The following is a 21,963-nucleotide window of genomic DNA, read 5'->3' on the forward strand; positions in this document are numbered from 1 at the left end:
AAATATGAAATTGTTAAGTTATCAATCAGAACTTAATTGTTTCTGAATTACAGCAATTATTTTTTCTTCCCAAGCCGGATCGTTTAATTGTATTGTAGCATCACGATGACGAGATTTTCGTCTATCCATGTAAGCATAAAAGGCTTCCTTATCATCCTTGTGGGTGATAAAGTAACTTTTTAGCTCTTGGTCGCTCATTGCTGCATAGTTTACCTTATTCATGGTTCTGTACTACCATCTGGTGTAATTTCTAGCTTTATTTCTTCATTTTGCCCAGCTAATATAAAGCCCAAAAGATAGCGAATTAACAGAGAAAATCTTTTGAGTGTAGAGTTAGCTACAGAAACTACCCTCAAGCATCTAAGATATTATTGATCCGAAAAAAACTAATTATACGATTACATTTGCTAAATCCCAGATTCAGCAAGTGCGAAGATATTTTCTGTATGGCATAAAATTCTTACTATAAAAACAAGATTTTTATTTAAAATATGAGCAATTCACAAACTTGGTACATTATCAAGCGTTCTGCTGGAAACTGTGAAATTATCTCCAGCGACCAACTTGGCGATGATAATCTAGAAATTATAGAACAGTGGGGGCCTTTTAGTTCGCAAGAAGAAGCGATCGCTCGACGTGTCGGACTTATTAGGGCTGGAAAATGCAAACCAGTTTAAGTTAGTAGTTAGAAGTTGACAGTGATGGACTTTATTCCTAACTCCTCACTACTCACTCCTAACTTTATTCCTAACTCTTCATTTTTCTGCTGTAGGTGTGCCCTGAGCAGCAATTTTTTTACCTATCACTTCCACCGCTTTAGCGAATTGAGGATCTGCAAGAGTCGCGAGTTTGTCGCGTTCATGGAGCCACAAATCTTCCATCTGCTTTTTGCTCAAATCCACCTTCACATCTGGCGAAATGCCTTTGTGATTGATATCCGTACCATTGGGGGTATAGTAATGAGCAATTGTCACCGCTAATCCTGAACCATCTTCCAGGGGACGCACTGATTGCACTAGTCCCTTACCAAAGGTTTGAGTACCGACCAAAGTAGCACGCTTATTATCCTGCAAAGCCCCTGAGAGGATTTCACTGGCACTAGCGGAACCTTTATCTACCAGCACCACCAAGGGTTTATTTGTTAACGCTTTTCCGTTTGCCTCTTCCTTTTCTGCCTCTCCTTGGCGTTCAACAGTGGAGACAATCTTACCTTTATCTATCCACATCCGAGCAATATCGACACTGGAGAAGAGTAAGCCGCCTGGATTACCACGCAGATCGAGAATATATCCAGCTACCTTTTTGCTTTCTAAATTTTTGATAGCGGTTTGCATTTCTTTACCAGCATTGGCACTGAACTGGTTCAAACGGATGTAACCAAGATTGCCTGCTGGAGTTTTCTTTTCAGAAAACTTAACTGGATGGATTTCAATTCGCGCCCGTGTAATATCAAATTGTTTTATCTGCTTGTCGCGTTGAATAGTCAAGTTGACTTTCGATCCTGCTTCACCTCTAATCAAGGATACTGCCTGGTTAGTATCCATCCCCTTGGTATCTTTGCCGTCAATTTTGAGGATGATATCTTTTGCCAAAACACCAGCTTTAAAGGCTGGTGTATCTTCGATTGGCGCAATTACAACCAATTGCTTGGTTTTTTCATCCTGACTAATGGTGATCCCAATCCCTGTCAATTCTCCAGAGGTATCCACCTGCATATTCTTGAATTCCTCTGGACTCATAAACCGGGTGTATGGGTCATCTAGCTTTTTCAGCATTTCCCGAATGGACTTATATGCATCCTGCGGATTACTGTAGGACTTGCTCAAGTATTCCTTACGAACAGCTTGCCAATCTACCTGATTAAAAGTACCGTCGACATATTGGCGCTGAACAATTTGCCAAACTTCATCTACTAATTCTTTAGGACTTGCTTTAAATAAAGCCTGACCTCGCGAATGAATGCCAAGGCTAGTAACAGCGATCGTGGAGAGTGTAACTGCCGTAGCACCCAAAACAAGCCTATTTTTTGTAATCACCATAATGACAGCTGCGTCAGAGGGAAAATAATATAGTCAGTATGCTCAATCTAACACAGGCTACCACTGTACAGACCGAGTATGTATCCTTAATTTAAACAAAATACTTGACAATCCGGCGACCTTGATGGTTAAAAGATACAAAGTTTTTGGGGACTGGGTATGGGGCATTGGGCATTGAGAAGAGACAAGGTAGACAAGGAAGAAGGGGAAGATAAGGAGAGACTTGTTCAATAATTCCCCGTTGTCCCCCCTTGCCTCCCCTGCCCCCCTGCCCCTCTGCTCCCTTTAAGGTTCTACCCAGCGTTCATCTGCCTTAATGAGGTTAATTAATTCCTCTACACCTTTATCTTCTGGGACTTTTTTAATTTCTTCCCGACCACGATACAAAGAAATATAACCAGGTGTTTTGCCAACATACCCATAGTCGGCATCTGCCATTTCTCCGGGGCCATTGACAATACAACCCATCACTGCAATATCTAGTCCAGTTAAGTGTTTAGTGGCTTCCCGGACTTTATGCAGTACTTCCTCTAGATTAAACAAAGTGCGCCCACAGGAAGGACAAGCGACGTACTCCACCATCGTTTTTCGCAATCCCAAAGCTTGGAGAATGCTGTAGCAGACGGGAATTTCTTTTTCTGGTGCTTCTGTAAGTGAGACGCGAATTGTATCGCCAATGCCATCAGCAAGTAAGGTAGCAATACCAGCCGTAGATTTAATTCGCCCGTATTCGCCATCACCGGCTTCCGTAACGCCTAAATGTAACGGGTAATCCATACCCAGTTCATCCATGCGCTTGGCTATCAGGCGATAGGCGGCTACCATCACCGGGACTCGTGAGGCTTTCATGGAAACTACCAAGTTGCGGAAATCCAAGGATTCACAGATGCGAATGAATTCTATAGCAGATTCCACCATTCCTTCGGGGGTGTCACCGTAGGTAAATAGCATCCTTTCTGCGAGGGAACCGTGATTTACCCCAATTCGCATAGATTTACCTTGATCGCGCAAAGAAACTACCAGAGGTTCTAGGGTTTCGCGGATTTTATCGCCAATTTCGTCAAATTCGGATTTAGTATACTCGGTTCGATTGACGTTGGGCTTTTCAAAGACATATAACCCCGGATTAATCCGCACTTTTTCTATGTGCTTGGAGACTTCCACGGCGATTTTTAGTCCGTTGTGATGGACATCAGCCACAATGGGCACATCTTGGTAAGTTTTAATTAATTTTTGTTTAATTTCTGCTAAAGCTTTAGCATGAGCCATACTCGGCACTGTGACGCGGACAATTTCGCAGCCTATTTCGTGCAGACGACGAATACCAGCCACGGAACCATCAATATCAAGGGTGTCTTCGTTAATCATTGACTGCACTACAACGGGGTAGCCACCGCCAATGGTGACATTTCCTACCTTTACGGGGCGGGTTTTACGCCGCTTGATAGTTGTATCAAAGGTAGGTTGGCTTGATGTAGTATTTGAAGTATCTACTATGGGCAGAGTTTGCATAACCTGATTAGGTAAATTTGCTGTCGTTAAAATATCAGATTTGATAAATCTCTGTTTCCCAGATTGCCACAGGTGGTGGCTCTTTGGGACGATTAGGTAGAAAAAAAAGGAAAATAAGACAGGCAAAGAAATAAAGAGCAATTTAAAGGTTTTGCTCACTTGTAAAGATATATTGCTGAAAAATTATTTTAACTGAGTAGCTTGAGTAGCGATCGCGCAGCGTTCAGCAGCAAAGCTTAAGGAAGCGATCGCTTTATTATTGAGTTACAAATATTACTATTAATTCAGTAATTATATGACCCAACCTGCAATATCTGTAATATCAAGTTCGGGTGATTACTTATAATAAAATCTATCAATGTAGGTTGGGTTGAACGCCAGTGAAACCCAAGATGAATATGGATCAAATGTTGGGTTTCGTTCCTCAATCCAACCTACAGATATTAGAAGTGTTTAACCTAACCTGATATAATTAACTCAATTCCTGATGATGCGATTTTAATTACAACTATACTCTGTAAGTATCCAATTCTCAAGCCTCATAGATGTAAGTAATGGAAATTAATACAAATGGTGAATAAATTATTGGTCGTCATCATCAAAAGTTAATTCGTCATTATCTAAATCTAATAGATAATCAATCTCTTCAGGATCTTCAACCTTATGTAGTTGATTTTCTTCAATTCTCTTTTCTGGCATGATAGTGTTGTATAAGATAGCGCCCTGCAAGTCTGTATATCTCAAATAAGTATCTCGCAAGTCTGTATTTGTGAGGTTAGCATTCCTTAAGTCTGTGTGTATTAAGTTAGCACCTCTTAAATTACTGCCACTCAGATTTACACCTTGTAAGTCAAGACCGCTGAAATTACAACCGCTAAAATCTAGTCCACTTAAGTCAGCACCGGGATATATGCGAATTACACCTGGTGGATCATTTGCTGCTGTGTCTTTAAAACCATCAGAATTATAGTAAATAGCATCAGTTAAATTTGCTTCACAGTTATTTATTTCATTGGTATCGTCAACATATAAAACAGTACGCTTAAGATAAACTTTTTTCAACTAATGCTTAAATTCGACTACAAACCAATTATCAATATTTGCTTTTTCCCAGTTAGTATCACTGAGATTTACACCCTGCAAACCGATTTCTCTTAATCGAGCCTGACTCAAATCAGCACCAGTTAAATTAGAACCTTCAAAAGATGACTGAAATGCATACATACCTCTCAAGTTAGCACCTGTTAAATTGCATTCATCAATGCGAGTATGATCTAGGTGAACTTCACTCAGGTTAGCTTCTTGCAAATTGCTACAAATGATATCAGCATAGTGTAAATCAACATTACTGAGATTTGCTTTACTGAGGTTGACACCATACAACTCAACACCTTTTAGTTTGGCACGACTAAGGTCAACTCCTGAAAAGTCTCTCTCACCTGCGGCATAGCGTTTAAGTAATTCATCTCGGTTCATAAGAGCGATAACTTCGTTAAGCTTTGCTAACGCTAAATTTATTTAATAATACAAATATGCTATTAAGCAAGGAAAATGAGGAGCGAGTTTACTAAGGTAACTCTAGACTTGAGAAAATTGGGGGATTGAAATTATAGATGTTATTACAGAATAAAAGCGGCTGTAATTATGAACACCCAAATAACACCTCAACTACCAATTCCCCCACACTTTAATCCTGAAAAAGTCGGCGAAGTCTGGCGCGTACCTTACCAAGAACATGCCGCCGAAGCTGAAATCTGGGCAAAACAACACGATATCAAACCTGCATCTTTAGATAAAAGCCGGATTTGCTTACTATTAATTGATGTCCAAAACACCTTCTGCATCCCTGGATTTGAACTATTTGTAGGTGGGAAATCCGGGAATGCGGCGGTGGATGATAACGTCAGATTATCTGAGTTTATCTATCGAAATTTGGGAATAATCACGAAAATTGTACCAACTCTAGATACTCACACAGCAACGCAAATTTTCCATCCAATCTTTTGGGTGAACGCCGCCGGAGAACATCCCACTCAAGCAGCAACTAGCATCACACCAGCAGATGTTGAACAAGGTATCTGGAAAGTTAACCCAGCAGTTGCTAACAGTGTTACTAATGGGGATTATGAATTATTAGAAAAACACGCTTACCATTACCTTAAGAAACTCAGTCAAGACGGTAAATATCCTCTCACTGTTTGGCCTTATCATTCTATGTTGGGTGGTATTGGTCATGCTCTAGTTTCATCGGTAGAAGAAGCGATATTTTTCCACGGCATTGCGCGTCAGAGTCAAACGCAATTTGAAATCAAAGGTGAAAATCCTTTAACAGAAAACTATTCTATTTTGCGTCCAGAAGTGTTGGAAGATTTTGATCAACGTCCACTCGCTCAAAAGAACACGCGCCTGATTAAACAACTTTTAGAATATGATGCAGTAATTATTGGTGGTCAAGCTAAAAGTCACTGTGTCGCTTGGACAATTGACGATTTATTAGCAGAAATTAAACAGGTAGATGCTACCCTGGCGAAAAAAATCTATCTGCTAGAAGATTGCACTTCCCCCGTTGTTGTCCCCAATGTTGTGGACTACACAGAACAGGCAGATGCAGCATTTGCAAGGTTTGCAGAGGCAGGAATGCACATTGTAAAATCTAGCGAAAATATAGCATCTTTTTTTTAACGCAAAGGATCGCATTCGCAAAGCGTCTCGTAGAGAAGGTTTCGCAGAGGAACACAGAGATTTCCTCTGCGTTTCAAAACGAACTTCATTTTTTCAAATAGCCCTTTGGATCTTCTGCTACCCAACCCAGAGATGAGCTAGAACGCACTTCAAAATGGAGGTGCGGTTGAGCGGAACTTGGTTTTCCACTAGTTCCTACTGTTCCCAGTAAGTCTCCTTTTTTCATTTGCTGACCGATAGTAACTTTGATGCTGTCAAGCTGGGCGTATCGGCTTTGAAGTCCGCCACTGTGGTTAATAATGACCAATTTGCCATAAGAACCTCGATCGCTGGCAAAGGCTACAGTTCCAGGGGCGATCGCTACCACATTACTACCAACTGGTGATAATAAGTCAACACCACTGTGGAAGAAAACTTCACCTGTCGCCGGATCTATTTGCCAGCCGTAAGCTAATCCTACAGTTGCTATTTGCGCTAAGGGGTATCCCGACAAAGAAGCACGGTTTGGTGTACCTGCATCAGTAGGTAAAGGGGACTTAGTTACAACACCATTGGGCGACCAATTTACCCCCGGAACAAACACGATTCTGGGGTTTTGTTGGCAGCCATTCACCTCAAACAGGCTATCAGCGCGAACTTTGTATTGTGCTGCCACTTGTCGCCAAGTTTGACCGCGAGGCACTTCGACTACAATCCCATTGTAGGGAGGAATTTGAAGCACACTACCAACGGCGGCAGCTGCACCGTTCTGCAAAGCTGGATTCATGCCAATAATAGTTGTCGGAATGAGATTGTAGCGCTGCGCTATGCTCTCCAAAGTTTCGCCACGAACAACTTTATGGCGTTGGAAGCGAGATAGGGCTGGAGTTGAGCAACCACTTACAGCAGCGTTAGCACTGTTTGAGTATGGCAGTATGCTTACTAGGCCCAAGGCGCTTAAGCTACAGAGAAATAGTTGACGAAAGGGTAAAGTCATGTATAAAGGTCAATAGCGCATTAACTTTAGATTTTAGATGGGAAGAATGGGAATTGGGGAGCAGAGGAGCAGGGGAGACAAGGGGGGCAAGAGGGACAAGGGGGAATTATTGAAAATCTCTCCCAAGTCTCCCCTTCTTTCTTGTCTTTTTTGTCTCTTCTCCATGCTTAATGCCCAATTCCCAATGTCCAATCCCCAATGCCCCATGCCCAATGCCCAATCCCTAATTTCTCGTAAATTGATCTGTCCACTTGCCGTTCGCTTGACTACACTTAGAAATTAGCAACTGCATTGCTGTTCTTGAGCAAAACAATATGAAGTTATCCTTAAAGCAACTGGCGGTTTATGTGTTTTTACTGGTAATTGGCGGTGGTGCAGGTTTGTTTGGCAGTCGCTATCTCATTCCCCAAAATCGCTCGTTCCAACAGCTAAAAAATGTAACAATGGCTTCGCCTCCAGAATCCATAGTTCCGAATTCTCCTAACGGAGCTATTGGGGCTACTGGTGGCGATAACGTGAATTTTATTGCGACGGCAGTGCAAAAAGTTGGCCCGGCTGTAGTGCGAATTAATGCGACTCGCAAGGTAGCCAATCCTATCTCTGACGCTTTGAAAAATCCCATCTTGCGGCGATTCTTCGGAGAGGATGACCAACCAATTCCTCAAGAACGCATTGAGCGCGGTACAGGATCGGGATTTATTTTGAGCGATGATGGAGAATTACTCACCAACGCTCATGTAGTAGCAGATACAGATACAGTGCAAGTTACCCTCAAAGATGGTCGCAGTTTAGAGGGGAAAGTGGTAGGAGTTGATTCTGTGACAGATGTGGCGGTAGTGAAAATAAAAGCGAATGATTTGCCGACGGTAAAACTGGGCAATTCGCAAAACCTGATTCCAGGGCAATGGGCGATCGCTATTGGCAATCCTTTGGGTTTAGATAATACTGTCACTATCGGTATCATCAGCGCTACGGATCGTACTAGCACTCAAGTTGGTGTCCCCGATAAGCGAGTCAGCTTTATCCAAACTGATGCCGCTATTAACCCTGGTAATTCTGGTGGCCCCTTATTAAACGCTCAAGGCGAGGTGATTGGTATTAACACAGCCATCCGCGCTGATGCTCAAGGACTCGGTTTTGCCATCCCCATCGAAACCGCCGCCCGCATCGCTAATGAACTTTTTACTAAAGGGCGTGTAGAACATCCCTTCTTGGGTGTTGAAATGGCAGACCTTTCTCCCATCAGAAAACAGCAGATTAATCAAGAAAATCAACTGAATATTCAGCAGGATGCTGGAATTGTGATTAAAGGAGTCACAGATGATTCCCCAGCCAAGCGTGGAGGACTGCTTCCTGGAGACGTGATTCAAAAAATTAACGGGAAACCAGTCAAAACTTCAGCCCAAGTTCAGAGGCTGGTAGAGTCGAGCAAAGTTGGAGACATAATAGCGATCGAAGTCAACCGCAGTGGTAAAGTTCAAACCTTCAAAGTCCAATCAGGAGCTTATCCTGAAAAGAACTAGTCAAAATGATTCGTAATTTCTAGAGAGGGTCATTCCGAATTACGAATTAGTGATTATTTGGTCAATAGTCCCAGAATGTTTGACTAGCGACTATTAACTATTGGCCATTAGACAAATGCTCTAACTGCATTCTTTGTTCCATCTGGCGCAGAAAATACCCCGTCATCATGGCCGACGCTAGAAGTCCAGCTAAATTCTCCCGATCTGTTGTGATTTGCACGTTGAAATTTTCTGCCGGGAGCATTCCCACTAGCCCTTGGACATTTTGCGAGATGATTTGTTTAATTTCGGGGCTGGCGGACTGAGCAACCCTAGCTAAAACATCAGGAGACTGATGCTGTAGATATTTGAGTAACTGATTAGGGTATTCCTCAGAGTGGTCGGAAACAAGTTGATTAGGGTGTTCCTCGGAGTTGTCATTCAAAAAGTCAGGATTAAACACCATTGGCAGTTTTATTTAGCTTAATTGCTAACTCTACTCTAAACCATAGAACAAGAGTAGCGCATTCACCACGGGTATAAGTCAAGAGAAGGGGAGTGTGATTAGGGGAGAGATGACAGATGACAGGTTATAGGGAATAATTTGTACGCTGTAACCTGTACCCTATTCCCTTCTTTACTCCCCACTCGCCACTGCCTTTAGTTCTAGTTCTAGTTCTAGTTCTAGTTGTTCTTCCTTCTGATTTGTAGAAAGTATTTGTGGAAGTTGTTCGATTTGGAAATACTGATGGAATTTTGGGGTTACTTGGAGTGAGTAAGAGCGAGAATCGCTGTCTCGGCGTTTGCGGATGAAACCAAGTTCAACGAGTTCTGGGACGTGCTGATATACTCCTGAACCGCGTAGGTTAATCAAGTCGCTTTGGAGTATGGGACTATTAAGGGCGATCGCTGCCAAAGTTCGCAATGCACCTACACCCAATTCTACTGGTATCATCGTTTGCACTAAGTCATGAAAATCAGACCGGAGTTGCAAACTGTAACCATCTGGAGTTTCTACTACCTCTAGGGCACTATCTCGGTGGGCATAGTTGTCCATTAGTTCAATTATGCCTTCTTTGACAGTGGCGCGATCGCACGCGGCATACTCGGCGATTTCGCCGAGCGACAAGGGTTTACCCTTTAAATAGAGAATTGCTTCTATCTTCGTCGCTGTGGCTGTAATCATTTAGTCATTAGTCGTTTGTCATTGGTCATTAGTCATTGGTCATTAGTACATGACAACTAACAATCAACAAGTGTGTGGCATTATATCGTAAATTGTCAAAGTATTTTTTAAAATTGGGCATTGGGCATTGGGCAAAACAGTGTTGAGTAATGAGTAATGAGTGCTGAGTTAGGAGTTATTCTCCCCCTGCTCCTCTGCTCCCTTGCTCCCCCAGTCCCCAGTCCCTAATCCCCAGTCCCTCTATTTGTGAGAATAAATTCTGCGATCGCTAAATCTTGGGGAGTGGTCACTTTTAAATTTGTCTCTTCTCCCTCGATAATTCGGACTTCAATGCCGCACTTTTCAAATAAAGCAGCATCGTCAGTTACTTCCCAACCTTGACGGACTCCTTCAGCATGGCACTGTTTCAACAACTTGACATCAAATCCTTGGGGAGTTTGTGCTGCCCATAGTTGTCGTCTGTCGGGTGTTTCTTGAATTATGCCTTGTTCGTTGACAATTTTGATGGTGTCTTTGACGGGTACACCAGCAATTAAACCGGGACAGTGGCGAATGGCCTCGGCACAAGAGTTAAATAAATCTGATGTTACCAGGCATCTAGCACCATCGTGAATCAACACTTGTTCTGCGGCTATTGGCAGAGATTGCAAGCCATTGTAAACAGATTCTTGGCGAGTGGAGCCGCCTTGAATCAATTCTACTGGTTTAGTCAGCTTCAGATCGGCGAGAATTGCATTGAACTCTGGCCAATCGCTAGACTGAGAAATGATCCCGATCCAACTGATTGTACTGGCGGCTTCTGCGGCTAATAAAGTCCAAGCAATAATTGGTTGCGATCGCACTCTTAGCAGGAGTTTATTGCGGTTACTACCCATTCTTTTTCCGATTCCCGCAGCTGGAATTAGTAAATACACAGAATTCCTCAATCTTTAAGCTATATATTTTCCCCTAAAATAGGGAGCGAGTAAGCGTCAATAAATATTATGCGAGTAGTAGCCCTTGTACCTGGCGGAATTGGCGACCAAATTCTCTTCTTTCCGACTCTAGATGACCTGAAGCGCCATTACCCTGATGCTCAGATAGATGTCGTTGTTGAACCCCGGTCAAAGGCTGCCTACCGAGTGAGCAAGTCAGTTCACGAGGTGCTGAACTTTGATTTTAATGACCGTAACAGTCTGGCAGATTGGGGTAATTTAGTTGGGACAATTCGCGATCGCGAATACGATGTTGCCATTGCTGTTAAGCAAAATTGGTTGGTGGGTCTTTTACTCTGGTTGACGGGAATTCCTATACGCATTGGCTACCAAGGCAAAGGATCGGGTTTTCTTACCCATACTGTGCCGTTGAAATCATCCCAATATGTCGCAGCAGTTTATCACGACTTGCTGCAACCGTTGGAAATAAATAGCCCTGTCCCAGAGTTAGCAGTAAATGTACCAAAACCAGATATTGAATGGGCACAAAAGGAACAAAAACGTTTAGGGGTTCATGAAACAGGCTATATCTTGATTCATGGGGGTTCTGGCCAGTTATCCCAGGCTAAAGAACTGGATAAAATCTACCCTGTCGAGAATTGGCAACAAATTATTCAAGCCTTCCAACAAAAGCAGCCGGATTTACCTGTGGTGCTTATTAAGGGGCTTGATGATGAGCTGTTTGTGCGATCGCTTCTGGAGTCTTCTCCAGATATCAAGGTGACTGCCCCAGATGATATTGGTAAGTTAACTGCCATAATTGCTGGGGCAAATTTGATGTTATCTACTGATAGCGCGGCCCTACAACTGAGTGTTGCAGTTCAAACTTATACCATTGCCATCTTTGGGCCCAGCAATCCAGCTAAGTTGTTGCCGAAAAACGATAAATTCCTAGCTATTGAATCCCTTACGGGAAAAACGGCGGATATTTCACCAAACACAGTTTTAGAGAAAATTTGGGGTGGCTAAACCAGTAGTTTTCCCAAACTTAGATACCTAGAACAGACAGTAAGCCTCAAAACCTCTCTCCTGGAAAGAGAGAGGTGAATATATAATGCATACAAATGAAAAGCTCTATAATTTATCACTCAGCCGTTGCCAACTTGTGACAACGGCTTTCAGTTTTTATTTAGACAAATCGTATTCTAGTGCGTTATACCACAATAAAGTTGAGTTAAACCCAAAATCCTTAAAAATATACTATAGTTCAATACGATTCAATTAAGTTTCTGGTATTGATTTCGGCAAATAGAGGCGCGAAATTATACTTCGTGTCGGTCAATGCGCTAACGCTTCTCTACAGAAGATTTAGGGTTTAACTGAACGATATTGCAATATCAGAATAACCTCACACAGTTTACTAAAACAAAGAACATTTTCTCAAAACTCTTCCATCACCTATTAGCTATTTAAAATATTTCAAAAAAAGCATCATCTAATTCATAACCTAGAATTTGCGCCATAGACTTTAGGCGCGAGAGGCTGGGTATGTTTTGTTGTTTCAGCCAATCACCTAAAATAAAGATTTTGTGCATCAAAAATATCTCTAAGGCTTCAGGATTGTACTGAATACCTTCTTGAGAACTAAACTGGTGTGGTACAAGCATGGCGGCATAACGAGCAAATTCCCCAGCTTTCCAATCTAGTAAAAATGGCAACCAGGGATATTTGGCATCTAGACGCACAAACCACAGGCGCACCTCTGGAATTTCTGAGAGTTCCCGTGGGTCTCCAGGCTGGAGATCGTAATTGACATCAAAGCGTAGCTGCTGTTCGTGGGATACAACCCCATCTTGCAGCATTTTTTCAATCACCGTTGATGCAGGGGACAGATCCAGATTGTTAATGAAGTCATTATTGAGTGCGATCGCAATTGTCATTGATTTAGCAGCCACTTTCTTGATGCTCAACTGTAGGATCGAGAATATACAGTAGCAGCTTTCAGGGATTGACGCTACATTGACTTTTGATCGCACAATGTCTTTTTCATAAATAAATTAGTATTTACTGATACTTTTTGCTGATAATTTCGTCAACCCATACAAGGTTTAAACACAAGTCTGACCTTGCTCAAATTTATTTGATACTTTTGCTTAATTTTCGGTGATTATAACAAATATACATCCATTAATAGCCTTGATATGAGCCACTAGCGATGGCTGCGGTAAATACTCGCCTACGCGACTCACTTCACCGATATTTACTAAAATTAAATGTTACTTTTATCATTGATATATTTACTCGCATCTAATTAAATAATTACTACACGATTAATATGGTACGCGATTAGAATCAGCTTCCTTGGGCAAGGCAATGGCTGCCCCAAGGTGGACATTTACAACAATTTTAAGTTAAAGTTGTAATGAGTTTGTTTTAGATTAAGGTCTGACAAAGTAGCCGTCAACAACCAAAAAAAATCATAATCGCCACCTGTCACTTTCACAGCATCAAAAGCCAAAACATAAGTACAGGTGAGACAGCGGTGTGCAATATCATTGCATATATTAAATAACCAATAAACATTTAGACGGGAAAATTCCCCCCAACAGTTAACAAGCTGTAATATGCAAAAACAAACAATTACTACAAAACCAATTCGTTCCTTAGAAGATGCACTTGAGCGCTGTCAAATCCTGGGTATGCGCGTCAGTCGTCAGCGTCGCTTTATTCTGGAATTACTTTGGCAAGCAAATGAACATCTTGCTGCAAGAGAGATTTACGATCGCTTGAACCAACAAGGCAAAGAGATCGGTCATACCTCTGTTTATCAAAATTTAGAAGCACTATCCAGTCAAGGCATTATTGAGTGTATTGAACGCTGTGATGGACGTTTGTACGGCAACATTAGTGACTCTCACAGTCATATAAACTGTTTGGATACAAATCAAATTCTTGATGTTCATGTGGAACTACCAGAAGATTTGATCCGCAAAATTGAAGAAGAAACAGGAGTGCGGATTACTGAGTACAGTATTAACTTTTTTGGCTACCGCAATCCGCAAGAGGTCTAGGGAGCAGGGAGCAGAGGAGCAGGGGGGCAGGGGAGCAGGGGAGCAGGGGGGCAAGGAGGAATTATTGAAAATCTCTCCCTTGTTTCTTTTCTCTCTTCTCCATGCCCAATGCCCAATGCCCAATGCCCAATGCCCCATACCCTATTCTCCAATTGAATTCTTACCAAAAACTGTCTCATCATCGGCATCATCATCATCTAAATCTACTGATAAAATTGCGCCTTCACAGCTTTCAATTAGTCCGATCGCAGGGGTTTCGTTCCAATTAACGTTTGTATTTGGCGTGATTTTCACAGTGTTTAAAAAGCGCTGCTGCGATGCCTGCGGCGGTAAACTACGCAAATGTTTCAGTTTTTGAAACAACTCTTTAGAGAACAAGGCTCCATTATCAGCAGCCAATTTTTTGTCACTCGCCGCAAGGATGGCGTCAAATAAGCAGGCGTTGGTGAGATCGGCAGAATTGAGATTTGTCCCCATCAGGTTTGCCTGTTGCAGGTTTGCGCCTGTGAGATTTGCCTGTTGTAAATTCGCACCTGCGAGGTTTGCGTGTTGTAAGTTAGCACCTGCGAGGTTCGCCTGTTGCAAATTGGCTCCAGCCAAATTCGCCCCTGTTAACTCCGCATTAGATAAATTTGTTTGCTCAAGATTTACCCCAGTTAACATCACTTGCAATAAAGAGGCTCCCGATAAATTCAGTCCAGCCAGAGACTTGATTCGGGTTGCGAAGGCACTTTTATGTAAAACCGTTGTCCTAGCAATTAGCACACTCAACACTTCTGGATTGAATTCTGTCAAATTGACTGGATTCCCACAAGGCCAAAATGGAACTTTTGTTTCTCGGTAGCAAGCACAAAGCAATAAAAATACATTCAGTCCCACCGCAGCATTCACCTGTTCAACATTCACAGGGTTTTGCAGTGCATGAAAATTAGTCAAAGCGTTGTGCGCTATCCCCTCATCTAACCAACGTCCTTGACAGTAAGCACGCCAGAAAGATAAAAGACGTTGAAATAAAACTTCAAACGAAAATTTGTGCTTTTGCTGGCGACGCAATCCGGCGATCGCTAGTTCTTCTATTTCTTGGCTAAGTATCCCGTAACCTAATAAATTATAAATATTCTGAGCTACGCTACTGGAATCAAGTACAAAAGTGGGCGTACCATAAGCCTCATCTTGGTACTGAGTCAGAAGTTTAAGTTGGGCAACAATAGCATCTGCACAAAGAGATTCTCCTAACTTGAGATGCGAAAACTCAATTAAACTACTTTTCGCTGCGCTTTCACCTGAGCTTTTTACATCCCAAATTTTAAAATAAAACGCTGGTAAAGTATTAAACTCACCAGTTAGATTAATTTGATGACGTTGCGAGTGTAAAATTTTGAGAGCGATCGCTTGCATCTGCTCGAGTAAATCTTGGGGATGACGATTAGCGAGTAAATTAGCGATCGCTTCTGGAGTCCGATGAATATGAGCTGTACCCGAACGCAGTAACATCGTCTTGATCCCACCAATTAACGGATAACCCAACAACCATCGACTCAGACGATGATGAATTTCCCATAACAGAAAAGACTTTTGGGTATTAGCTGCTAACTGCAATAGTTCATCATCTAGCAATCCCTCGCGGTGCAAGAGGCCCAATAAATGCAGCATTAGGGGTTGACGGATAAGGGGAGATAATTCGCTTAACTTTGATTGGCTATTAAATAACCCTGCCTGTTTTAATAATGTAAATAAATTTTGAGCAATGGGTAATGATTGCACTTTTGCCCACTGTTGAAACCATTGTTTGAATTCGTCCACATCCAATGGCTGAATAATAATTCGCTTCAACAATAGCGGTAGTTCCGAGACGATTTCTGGTAAAGTCGTTGAGCGACTTGTCAACACAATTTTGTGGCGGTGCTGAGATTGAAGGTTTAGTAATTGCTGAATAAAAATTGCTTGTGCCCTGATACTCTGGACAGAATGGGGCAGTTCATCCAAACCATCCAGCAGCAACAGACAAGGGAGATTTTCTTGCTCTAACCAAGTTGAAAGATTAACACCAAAGGCAGAAGTTAGAGTTTCGATTAAAGTTTTACCGTATTTTACATCTCGCAACCTAATTACTATAGGCATCCAAGTAGGGTACAATTCCTGTGCTACCTGTACTGCCCAAAGTTGGCAAAAACTAGTTTTTCCATAACCTGGTTCTGACTCAATAACAGCGATCGTTTCTAAATCAGTTAACTGTTGCTGCGCCCATGTTTTTAAATCAACTGGTTTAACAGCTTTTTTATCTTGTTCAGAAATATTTTCTTCTATTGGTAAGCCTTTTTGTGGCACATAGATATCCTTAAGAGCAAAGGATTCCATCAGTAAAGGGATACTGAGGTTTTTAATCAAACTTGCACGGTAATGTTCTCGGTGCAAATCAATTTTTTCACTGACTGTAGAACCAACTTCTGGGGTAATGAAACTGGGAGATAATGAGATCCCCAAACGGAAAAATTTTTGCAGTTGGGCTAAAGGTGCAGCATTCTCAGTGACGACTACTAGTATGTCACCAGGAAGTGAGTTGACTAAACGCTGTGTTAGAAGTTTTGCTTCCGGTTCCTCTGCACCATTGGCAACTAACCAAGCGATAGTAGCATTATTTATTTGTTGCACTAGTAATGAATCTGCAACCGAAGACAGTGCTTGTTCAGCTTGAGTATCAGTCAATTTACCTGGGCTGAGAGTTTTTAGCAATCCTTGTAGTTGCGAATCTTGGAAAATGAGTTTACCCACATCTTCTTTAAGTATGTGTGCTTGTATGGGTATAATTGCTCGGTCTAACCACGGTTTTTGTAGGCTTGCTTCCTGCTCTAGAATTGCTTGCAAAGCTTGGAGATAGGCAATTTGAAACGCTAGCCATGTCCCTTCGTTACGTTTTAACGGTTTTTTTTGGCTGAGGCTACGCAACAGTTTTTCTGTCAACTGGGAAATGACACTAATTTCTTCCCAAACAATACTTAAGGGCAGTTCTAAAACCTCTACCAAGATACAGATATCAAAAGGCATCAGGCTTTTGAGTTCCATATCCTGAACAATACGGTAGGCAATACCTGCCAATTGCCCCTCAGAAAACTCTCTGATTTGATTGATTGCAATATGGCGTTCTGCCAACCAGTGCCGAATACTCAGGTTCATTTAATCACACAGTGAAAGCTGTTTATGGCAATTACGATCGATTTATCAGTTTGCGAAAACAGATGACAATGGGGAAGACAAAGTTTTATATCAAAGTTGTTTTCTGATTGGTAAAAAACAGTGCCGATCTAATTGAGTGGATTATGAGCGATCGCCCTTTAAAATTATTGTTAATCGACCAAGACCCGATTTTTCGTCTGGGATTACGGGTAGCTCTGGAAGCGATTCCTAACCTGGAAGCGATCGCAGTTGTAGAAACTGATACCATTGCCTTGCAGATTCTAGCAGAAATTGCCGAAAAAGACCCTAACCAGGTAAATTTGATAGTTTTAGAATTTGGCAACGGTCGCTCTACTACCAGTCAACAGCTGGGTTTACAATTCTGTCGGCAACTCAGAGCCTTATATCCCAACCTACCAATTCTGCTCCTCAGTTCTATTCAAGAACAAGGACTGCTATTAGCTGCGAAATCTATTGGTATCAATGGCTACTGCTCCAAAGGTACACCACTTCCTGAGTTAATCGCCGCCATCCAAGAAGTTGCAGATGGTGGTTCTTATTGGTTCCAGGACACAGAAGCAGTAATAACTCCTAAGTCCTGTAGAGACGCGATTAATCGCGTCTCTACTCCCTACTCCTCACTCCCCTTCTTTAAACTGCGAAATAATTTACGTTTGTCAGGAATCGCTAACATTGATGCTACCCTAGCCGCAGTAACAGCACAATTACAAACTCCTGGACTGCCATTACTAGATCGAGCCACTCTAGCTGGACAGCGGCGAGAACTGTTAGCGGCTCGTTGGTTGCTAAATCGGTTGTTGGTTTCATCACAAGAAAGGCAAGAGGAACAGATTCCGGTTGCTGATGAGCCGCCTGTGATTCCTTCATTGAGTAGTGCCATTCAGCAACGGCAAACTGTATTACCTTTACTGAGTCCGGGAACCCTACAATCTGCCTTGTTTACATCTTGTGTTGCTAAACTTCAATTTCCTTTACGAAATGTCACAGATATACCTTTAGAAATTGATATCTTTCGTGAAGATAAAAAACGGGAATTACTTTATCTAATCCTACAAAAATTAGCTGGACAGTTGGATGAACTGCGTACTTCTCAAATAGAGATAAATCAATTATATGAACTACAAAATACTTTGCTATGTGATTTATGGCAAGCAGCAATTACAGATTTTTTTGGGAAATTTTCTCGAATAAAAATAGTTAATCAAAACATAGAAATTGTTAATTTGTTGCTGCAAAATACAGAGATTGTACAGAGAGAGATTATCAATAAAATTCCGCTAGTTTGTGAGTTGTATTCTTATCTGTTATTTCAAACAGAATTGAACATTGATAATACCTCCTATCCAGTAGTAAGTGCCGAAGCTAAGTCTCAAGCATTAATGATTTTAGAGAACTTATTGATTCAGGTAGCGAATGGAGTAGTGCAACCACTATTAAATTATTTAGCAGATGTAGAAGAGATTAAGCAAAACTTTTATGGACGCCAATTGATTTCTACAAGAGAAATTGAACGATTTAGAAATGATTTGTCGTGGAAATATAGATTAAAAAATTATATAAACGAGCCAAAAGCAGTTTTTGAAAGTCGGTATGAACTATTTGTAATTGCGCCTCGTGGCATTGCCAATACTTCAGTTTATGCCCCTCGAAATCAGGAGTTAGTAAAACTTTCTAATATTCCCTTAGTAGTGACATTGCTCCTAGAATTTAGTGATGCGATCGCACCGCGTTTAAAATCACTATTAGCAGTTTTCGGTAGCGGTATAGTTTTTATCCTTACCCAAATAGTTGGTCGGGGTTTAGGTTTAATCGGTCGTGGTATTCTTCAAGGTATTGGTAGCGTTTCGTCAGTAGAAAAGAACTTTAGACGAAATAGCGATCGATCTAAGTGAACCAGCAGGCAAAGATGAGAAGGAGGGGACAAGGGAAATAACTCAATGCCCAATGCCCAATCCCCAATGCCCAATGACAAATGACAAATGACAAATGACAAATGACAAATGACAAATGATTTTATCGGACTAGCAATTTCTTATGTCTACGCTATCAGTCTGCTTGTGATTGGCGAGGGACTACGTAGGCTATTTGGTGTAAAGCCGGATTTGACCCGCAAAGTAATCCATATTGGTGCAGGGATGTGGGCTTTCGGCGTCCTGCTACTGTTTAAGAATTGGGAAATCGGAATTATACCTTTTGCTACCTTTATCGGACTGAACTACTTGTTTTACCGCTACCGAATCATCGGCGCAATGGATACCCAAGATAGCTCACCTGGTACGGTTTATTTCGCCATCTCAGTGACACTACTGTTCGGGCTACTGTGGCGACCAGATGGGCCAGTAGATAGCGTTGCGATCGCTGTAGCTGGGATAATGGCGATGACCTGGGGTGACGCACTAGCAGCATTAATCGGTAGACGTTTTGGGCAGCATAAATACCAAGTAGGAAGTTCTGTGCGTTCCTGGGAAGGTTCAGCAGCAATGTTTATAGCGAGTACAGTAGTGATTTTCTTGGTGCTGTTACTGCTACCTGGTTCTTTGCTAAGTCCCCTAGCAAAGCCTTTAAGTTTCGGATGGGCATTGTTGACGGCGGTGATAACTGCTACTTTTGCAACCTTAGCAGAGGCAGTCTCGCCCCACGGCACAGATAACCTCAGCGTACCTCTAACAGCGGCGGGAGTAGTTTGGATTTTCATGCAGGGTTTTTAAGGCACTTTTAATTACTTCGTTCCCAATCTACAACTAGAATTTCAGCCACTCATAATATAGATTCTCAATAAAAATAGCTATTTCAGTGCGATATCTGCGGCGGGCTGTGACGCTTGACGGCTCACTAACGCTGCGCTATCGGTATCGCACTATTAATTCGGCGATTTATACCCCTAATTTTTAGCACCTAACTTTGGAGTACTGCTACTTCATACTACAATACTACTATTTTGAAATTGGCAGTGTTCGTAAACACAAGATATCTGTGATCGAGAACACATATTTTTTGATTGAGACAACTATATGATCTTCCCCACATGGGCAATACAGCAAGAATACATCTTGTAGCCTGATTTCCATCTTGTTTCTCTTAACTCCAGCGATACACTGTTATGCTTCATTTTCTGATTTAGCAGAAATTGTCAAAGCATACCTGAAAGGATTTCCCACAATTGAAGAAGGCAGAAGCCTGTAAGTATCAATCAAAACTTTAGTTGTGGGTGATTGCCCATTACTAGAACAAAATTGTGTCGAGATATAACACAGACACAAAGCATCCTTGCTTCAATCTCATGCTTTTAAGGGTGGGATTAAAGCAGAAATGCCTTCATATCTCGTACCTTCTGGCTTCTGAATGCATTTTTCATCAAAAAACAACTCTAGCAACATAGGTACAATCAATATGAACTTTAAACAATTTGGTGTATTACTGTCTATATCTACAATTCTTGGAATCAACGCGATCGCGACTAAGGTTTTGGCTGACGAGCCTAGTATTACTTTTGGAGATGCAATCGGGTCTGGTGGATGTAAGGTTGCCGATCAACTTGTTGGAGAGGATGGTAGAACCTTATCGCTCATCTTGGATAACTTTAGTGCATTCAATGGTCAGCGTCAAAAGTGTATTTTACGCGTTCAAAGTTTTATTCCAAGTGGTTTCATCATCCAAAATGTACAAGTACTGTACCAAGGAACTACTGATATTAATACTAAGAGTAAAGGTACCAGCTTAAGCAGAACTTATAGCTTTAGTGGTGGTGCTCTTGGTCAAGCCGTAGCTTCCCCTAAAACTAGCAAGTTTACATCTAGTAAGGCATTTGCAGAGCAAGATGAGATTACTGTTTTAGCTGCTACAGGTTTATGTAGTGGTGGTGGACAAGGATTATTAGGTATTAATCTGACTGCACAATCCTCAGCAGGAAGTTCTATTTTTGTTGATACAGCCGATCTCAATGCTGGAGATGTGATACTTTCTTTTGACCTAAAGCGTTGTTAGTAGTTGCTTTTAGCGATTCTGTGGATAGATGGTGATATACGCACCAAATTCCAAATTTAGTGGTCTTCAATGAGTGGTGAATCTAAATCCCCCACTCGTTGAATCTACCAAATGTATTCTTCTTTAAAATTACAAATTTCTGTTGATGGAGAGGAAGTTATGTTGAGATTGAGTGATGCACGTAATTTTTTCATATTAATGTGCTTGTTTTTTTTCTGTTATGATGCCAATTCATCTAGCACTGCTGCTCCAGTAAACAACCAGCCGCGATTTTCGGTTAACAGAGGATGTAATATAAGCTTCAATCCGCAAATAAATCAGTTTACGCTTCGCGCTCCTATAACTGTAAAGGCACAATCGTCAAGGGCTAGATGTATCATTAGAATTGATACCTCTAATACTCAAAAGCAATTTAGACTCGTGCCTTTAGCTGTAAAAGGTGTAGTCAAGAAAGCACCAGCACAAGTAGCTATCACATCGTTTTTACTTGGCGATAAACCAACTCCATATCAAATAAGATATGAAAGTACTATAAATTTTGATTTGACCAAGCAAATACTTCCAACTAACTATACAACTACAGGAAAAAGTGTTTTAGGCATTAATTTAGTATTAACAACAACCGGAGGAGAATTAGAGTTGACAGATTTCAAATTTACACTTCAACAAAAATAATAAGCTCAATTTTGAGGAATGCTCCCCAATTCTGATGAGGTTGGTCTGCGATCGAGGTGCTGTCAATATTAGCAAAGGCAGCGAGAACTGCAAAGTCAGTAATGATATAGGACTAATATCTGATTTTTGAACGATATTTTAGATAAAACCCTTAGAAAACGGGGTTTTCAGTTTCAAAATGTTTTCAGAAATTAAATTGGAGTCCTATATCAATACCTTGTTTAAGT

20 protein-coding genes are annotated in these 21,963 nt (G+C 41.5%); 9 read left to right on the forward strand and 11 right to left on the reverse strand.

Going from position 1 to position 21,963, the window contains the following annotated elements; all coding sequences use genetic code 11:
- Positions 1-21: 21 nt before the first annotated feature.
- Positions 22-222, reverse strand: coding sequence for a DUF6887 family protein (locus tag RMZ95_RS04750; RefSeq protein ID WP_322686342.1), 201 nt, complete (start codon positions 220-222; stop codon positions 22-24).
- 269 nt (positions 223-491) lie between these two features.
- On the opposite strand from RMZ95_RS04750, the gene RMZ95_RS04755 reads away from it, so the two are divergent.
- Entirely contained in the window at positions 492-677 is a 186-nt protein-coding gene (locus RMZ95_RS04755) for a DDE transposase family protein (protein ID WP_322686341.1), read from the forward strand.
- 78 nt (positions 678-755) lie between these two features.
- On the opposite strand, the gene ctpC is transcribed toward RMZ95_RS04755, so the two are convergent.
- The 4 genes from ctpC to RMZ95_RS04775 all read right to left on the reverse strand — a co-directional run bounded on the left by ctpC (position 756) and on the right by RMZ95_RS04775 (position 5,027).
- Positions 756-2,039 (reverse strand): carboxyl-terminal processing protease CtpC, encoded by a 1,284-nt coding sequence (gene ctpC / locus RMZ95_RS04760; protein ID WP_322686340.1) that lies wholly within the window; start codon positions 2,037-2,039, stop codon positions 756-758.
- A gap of 285 nt (positions 2,040-2,324) precedes the next feature.
- On the reverse strand, positions 2,325-3,551 hold the full coding sequence (gene ispG / locus RMZ95_RS04765; protein ID WP_322686339.1) for a (E)-4-hydroxy-3-methylbut-2-enyl-diphosphate synthase: 1,227 nt from the start codon (positions 3,549-3,551) through the stop codon (positions 2,325-2,327).
- Positions 3,552-4,133: 582 nt separating this feature from the next.
- A complete protein-coding gene (locus RMZ95_RS04770) occupies positions 4,134-4,613 on the reverse strand; it encodes a pentapeptide repeat-containing protein (protein WP_322686338.1) in 480 nt (159 codons plus the stop codon).
- Positions 4,614-5,027: a pentapeptide repeat-containing protein gene (locus RMZ95_RS04775; protein ID WP_322686337.1), complete on the reverse strand. Its 414-nt coding sequence runs from the start codon at positions 5,025-5,027 to the stop codon at positions 4,614-4,616.
- 168 nt (positions 5,028-5,195) lie between these two features.
- Here RMZ95_RS04775 and RMZ95_RS04780 point away from each other — a divergent pair, with 168 nt between their 5' ends.
- Complete coding sequence (locus RMZ95_RS04780; RefSeq protein ID WP_322686336.1) at positions 5,196-6,233, forward strand: isochorismatase; 1,038 nt, start codon at positions 5,196-5,198, stop codon at positions 6,231-6,233.
- A gap of 85 nt (positions 6,234-6,318) precedes the next feature.
- Here the strand turns inward: RMZ95_RS04780 and RMZ95_RS04785 are convergent, their stop codons facing one another.
- Positions 6,319-7,209: a M23 family metallopeptidase gene (locus RMZ95_RS04785; RefSeq protein ID WP_322686335.1), complete on the reverse strand. Its 891-nt coding sequence runs from the start codon at positions 7,207-7,209 to the stop codon at positions 6,319-6,321.
- A 314-nt stretch (positions 7,210-7,523) separates the two neighbouring features.
- Between RMZ95_RS04785 and RMZ95_RS04790 the strand changes: the two genes are divergently transcribed.
- On the forward strand, positions 7,524-8,732 hold the full coding sequence (locus RMZ95_RS04790; RefSeq protein ID WP_322671764.1) for an HhoA/HhoB/HtrA family serine endopeptidase: 1,209 nt from the start codon (positions 7,524-7,526) through the stop codon (positions 8,730-8,732).
- A gap of 97 nt (positions 8,733-8,829) precedes the next feature.
- Here RMZ95_RS04790 and RMZ95_RS04795 read toward each other — a convergent pair whose 3' ends face one another.
- The 3 genes from RMZ95_RS04795 to ispD form a co-directional block, all read right to left on the reverse strand.
- Entirely contained in the window at positions 8,830-9,177 is a 348-nt protein-coding gene (locus tag RMZ95_RS04795) for a DUF760 domain-containing protein (RefSeq protein WP_322671763.1), read from the reverse strand.
- Positions 9,178-9,348: 171 nt separating this feature from the next.
- Positions 9,349-9,897, reverse strand: a complete 549-nt coding sequence (gene scpB, locus RMZ95_RS04800; protein WP_322686334.1) for an SMC-Scp complex subunit ScpB — start codon at positions 9,895-9,897, stop codon at positions 9,349-9,351.
- Positions 9,898-10,121: 224 nt separating this feature from the next.
- Positions 10,122-10,811 carry a 2-C-methyl-D-erythritol 4-phosphate cytidylyltransferase gene (ispD, locus tag RMZ95_RS04805; protein WP_322686333.1) on the reverse strand — a complete coding sequence of 230 codons (690 nt, stop codon included), beginning with the start codon at positions 10,809-10,811 and terminating at the stop codon, positions 10,122-10,124.
- Positions 10,812-10,880: 69 nt separating this feature from the next.
- On the opposite strand from ispD, the gene RMZ95_RS04810 reads away from it, so the two are divergent.
- Positions 10,881-11,840: a glycosyltransferase family 9 protein gene (locus tag RMZ95_RS04810; protein WP_322671760.1), complete on the forward strand. Its 960-nt coding sequence runs from the start codon at positions 10,881-10,883 to the stop codon at positions 11,838-11,840.
- Between the two features lie 440 nt (positions 11,841-12,280).
- Here RMZ95_RS04810 and RMZ95_RS04815 read toward each other — a convergent pair whose 3' ends face one another.
- A complete protein-coding gene (locus RMZ95_RS04815; RefSeq protein ID WP_322686381.1) occupies positions 12,281-12,751 on the reverse strand; it encodes a CRR6 family NdhI maturation factor in 471 nt (156 codons plus the stop codon).
- Positions 12,752-13,435: 684 nt separating this feature from the next.
- Here RMZ95_RS04815 and RMZ95_RS04820 point away from each other — a divergent pair.
- A complete protein-coding gene (locus tag RMZ95_RS04820; RefSeq protein ID WP_322671759.1) occupies positions 13,436-13,882 on the forward strand; it encodes a Fur family transcriptional regulator in 447 nt (148 codons plus the stop codon).
- A gap of 141 nt (positions 13,883-14,023) precedes the next feature.
- Here the strand turns inward: RMZ95_RS04820 and RMZ95_RS04825 are convergent, their stop codons facing one another.
- Positions 14,024-17,056, reverse strand: a complete 3,033-nt coding sequence (locus RMZ95_RS04825) for a pentapeptide repeat-containing protein (RefSeq protein WP_322686332.1) — start codon at positions 17,054-17,056, stop codon at positions 14,024-14,026.
- 143 nt (positions 17,057-17,199) lie between these two features.
- Between RMZ95_RS04825 and RMZ95_RS04830 the strand changes: the two genes are divergently transcribed.
- From RMZ95_RS04830 to RMZ95_RS04845, 4 genes are all read left to right on the forward strand, one after another.
- Positions 17,200-18,969: a DUF3685 domain-containing protein gene (locus tag RMZ95_RS04830; protein ID WP_322686380.1), complete on the forward strand. Its 1,770-nt coding sequence runs from the start codon at positions 17,200-17,202 to the stop codon at positions 18,967-18,969.
- Positions 18,970-19,077: 108 nt separating this feature from the next.
- Entirely contained in the window at positions 19,078-19,785 is a 708-nt protein-coding gene (locus RMZ95_RS04835; RefSeq protein ID WP_322686331.1) for a phosphatidate cytidylyltransferase, read from the forward strand.
- A 682-nt stretch (positions 19,786-20,467) separates the two neighbouring features.
- On the forward strand, positions 20,468-21,061 hold the full coding sequence (locus tag RMZ95_RS04840) for a DUF4360 domain-containing protein (protein ID WP_322686330.1): 594 nt from the start codon (positions 20,468-20,470) through the stop codon (positions 21,059-21,061).
- Positions 21,062-21,172: 111 nt separating this feature from the next.
- Positions 21,173-21,736, forward strand: a complete 564-nt coding sequence (locus RMZ95_RS04845) for a hypothetical protein (RefSeq protein ID WP_322686329.1) — start codon at positions 21,173-21,175, stop codon at positions 21,734-21,736.
- Positions 21,737-21,963: the final 227 nt, after the last annotated feature.

This window comes from Nostoc sp. DedQUE07 (assembly GCF_034530975.2).
In the GTDB taxonomy this organism is placed as follows: domain Bacteria; phylum Cyanobacteriota; class Cyanobacteriia; order Cyanobacteriales; family Nostocaceae; genus Nostoc.

Bases quoted from the DNA above. Each gene is read 5' to 3' on its own strand.
- RMZ95_RS04750 (WP_322686342.1), bottom strand. From the start codon at position 222: ATGAATAAGGTAAACTATGCAGCAATGAGCGACCAAGAGCTAAAAAGT.
- RMZ95_RS04755 (WP_322686341.1), top strand. From the start codon at position 492: ATGAGCAATTCACAAACTTGGTACATTATCAAGCGTTCTGCTGGAAAC.
- ctpC (WP_322686340.1), bottom strand. From the start codon at position 2,039: ATGGTGATTACAAAAAATAGGCTTGTTTTGGGTGCTACGGCAGTTACA.
- ispG (WP_322686339.1), bottom strand. From the start codon at position 3,551: ATGCAAACTCTGCCCATAGTAGATACTTCAAATACTACATCAAGCCAA.
- RMZ95_RS04775 (WP_322686337.1), bottom strand. From the start codon at position 5,027: ATGAACCGAGATGAATTACTTAAACGCTATGCCGCAGGTGAGAGAGAC.
- RMZ95_RS04780 (WP_322686336.1), top strand. From the start codon at position 5,196: ATGAACACCCAAATAACACCTCAACTACCAATTCCCCCACACTTTAAT.
- RMZ95_RS04785 (WP_322686335.1), bottom strand. From the start codon at position 7,209: ATGACTTTACCCTTTCGTCAACTATTTCTCTGTAGCTTAAGCGCCTTG.
- RMZ95_RS04790 (WP_322671764.1), top strand. From the start codon at position 7,524: ATGAAGTTATCCTTAAAGCAACTGGCGGTTTATGTGTTTTTACTGGTA.
- RMZ95_RS04795 (WP_322671763.1), bottom strand. From the start codon at position 9,177: ATGGTGTTTAATCCTGACTTTTTGAATGACAACTCCGAGGAACACCCT.
- scpB (WP_322686334.1), bottom strand. From the start codon at position 9,897: ATGATTACAGCCACAGCGACGAAGATAGAAGCAATTCTCTATTTAAAG.
- RMZ95_RS04810 (WP_322671760.1), top strand. From the start codon at position 10,881: ATGCGAGTAGTAGCCCTTGTACCTGGCGGAATTGGCGACCAAATTCTC.
- RMZ95_RS04815 (WP_322686381.1), bottom strand. From the start codon at position 12,751: ATGACAATTGCGATCGCACTCAATAATGACTTCATTAACAATCTGGAT.
- RMZ95_RS04820 (WP_322671759.1), top strand. From the start codon at position 13,436: ATGCAAAAACAAACAATTACTACAAAACCAATTCGTTCCTTAGAAGAT.
- RMZ95_RS04825 (WP_322686332.1), bottom strand. From the start codon at position 17,056: ATGAACCTGAGTATTCGGCACTGGTTGGCAGAACGCCATATTGCAATC.
- RMZ95_RS04830 (WP_322686380.1), top strand. From the start codon at position 17,200: ATGAGCGATCGCCCTTTAAAATTATTGTTAATCGACCAAGACCCGATT.
- RMZ95_RS04835 (WP_322686331.1), top strand. From the start codon at position 19,078: ATGACAAATGATTTTATCGGACTAGCAATTTCTTATGTCTACGCTATC.
- RMZ95_RS04840 (WP_322686330.1), top strand. From the start codon at position 20,468: ATGAACTTTAAACAATTTGGTGTATTACTGTCTATATCTACAATTCTT.
- RMZ95_RS04845 (WP_322686329.1), top strand. From the start codon at position 21,173: ATGTATTCTTCTTTAAAATTACAAATTTCTGTTGATGGAGAGGAAGTT.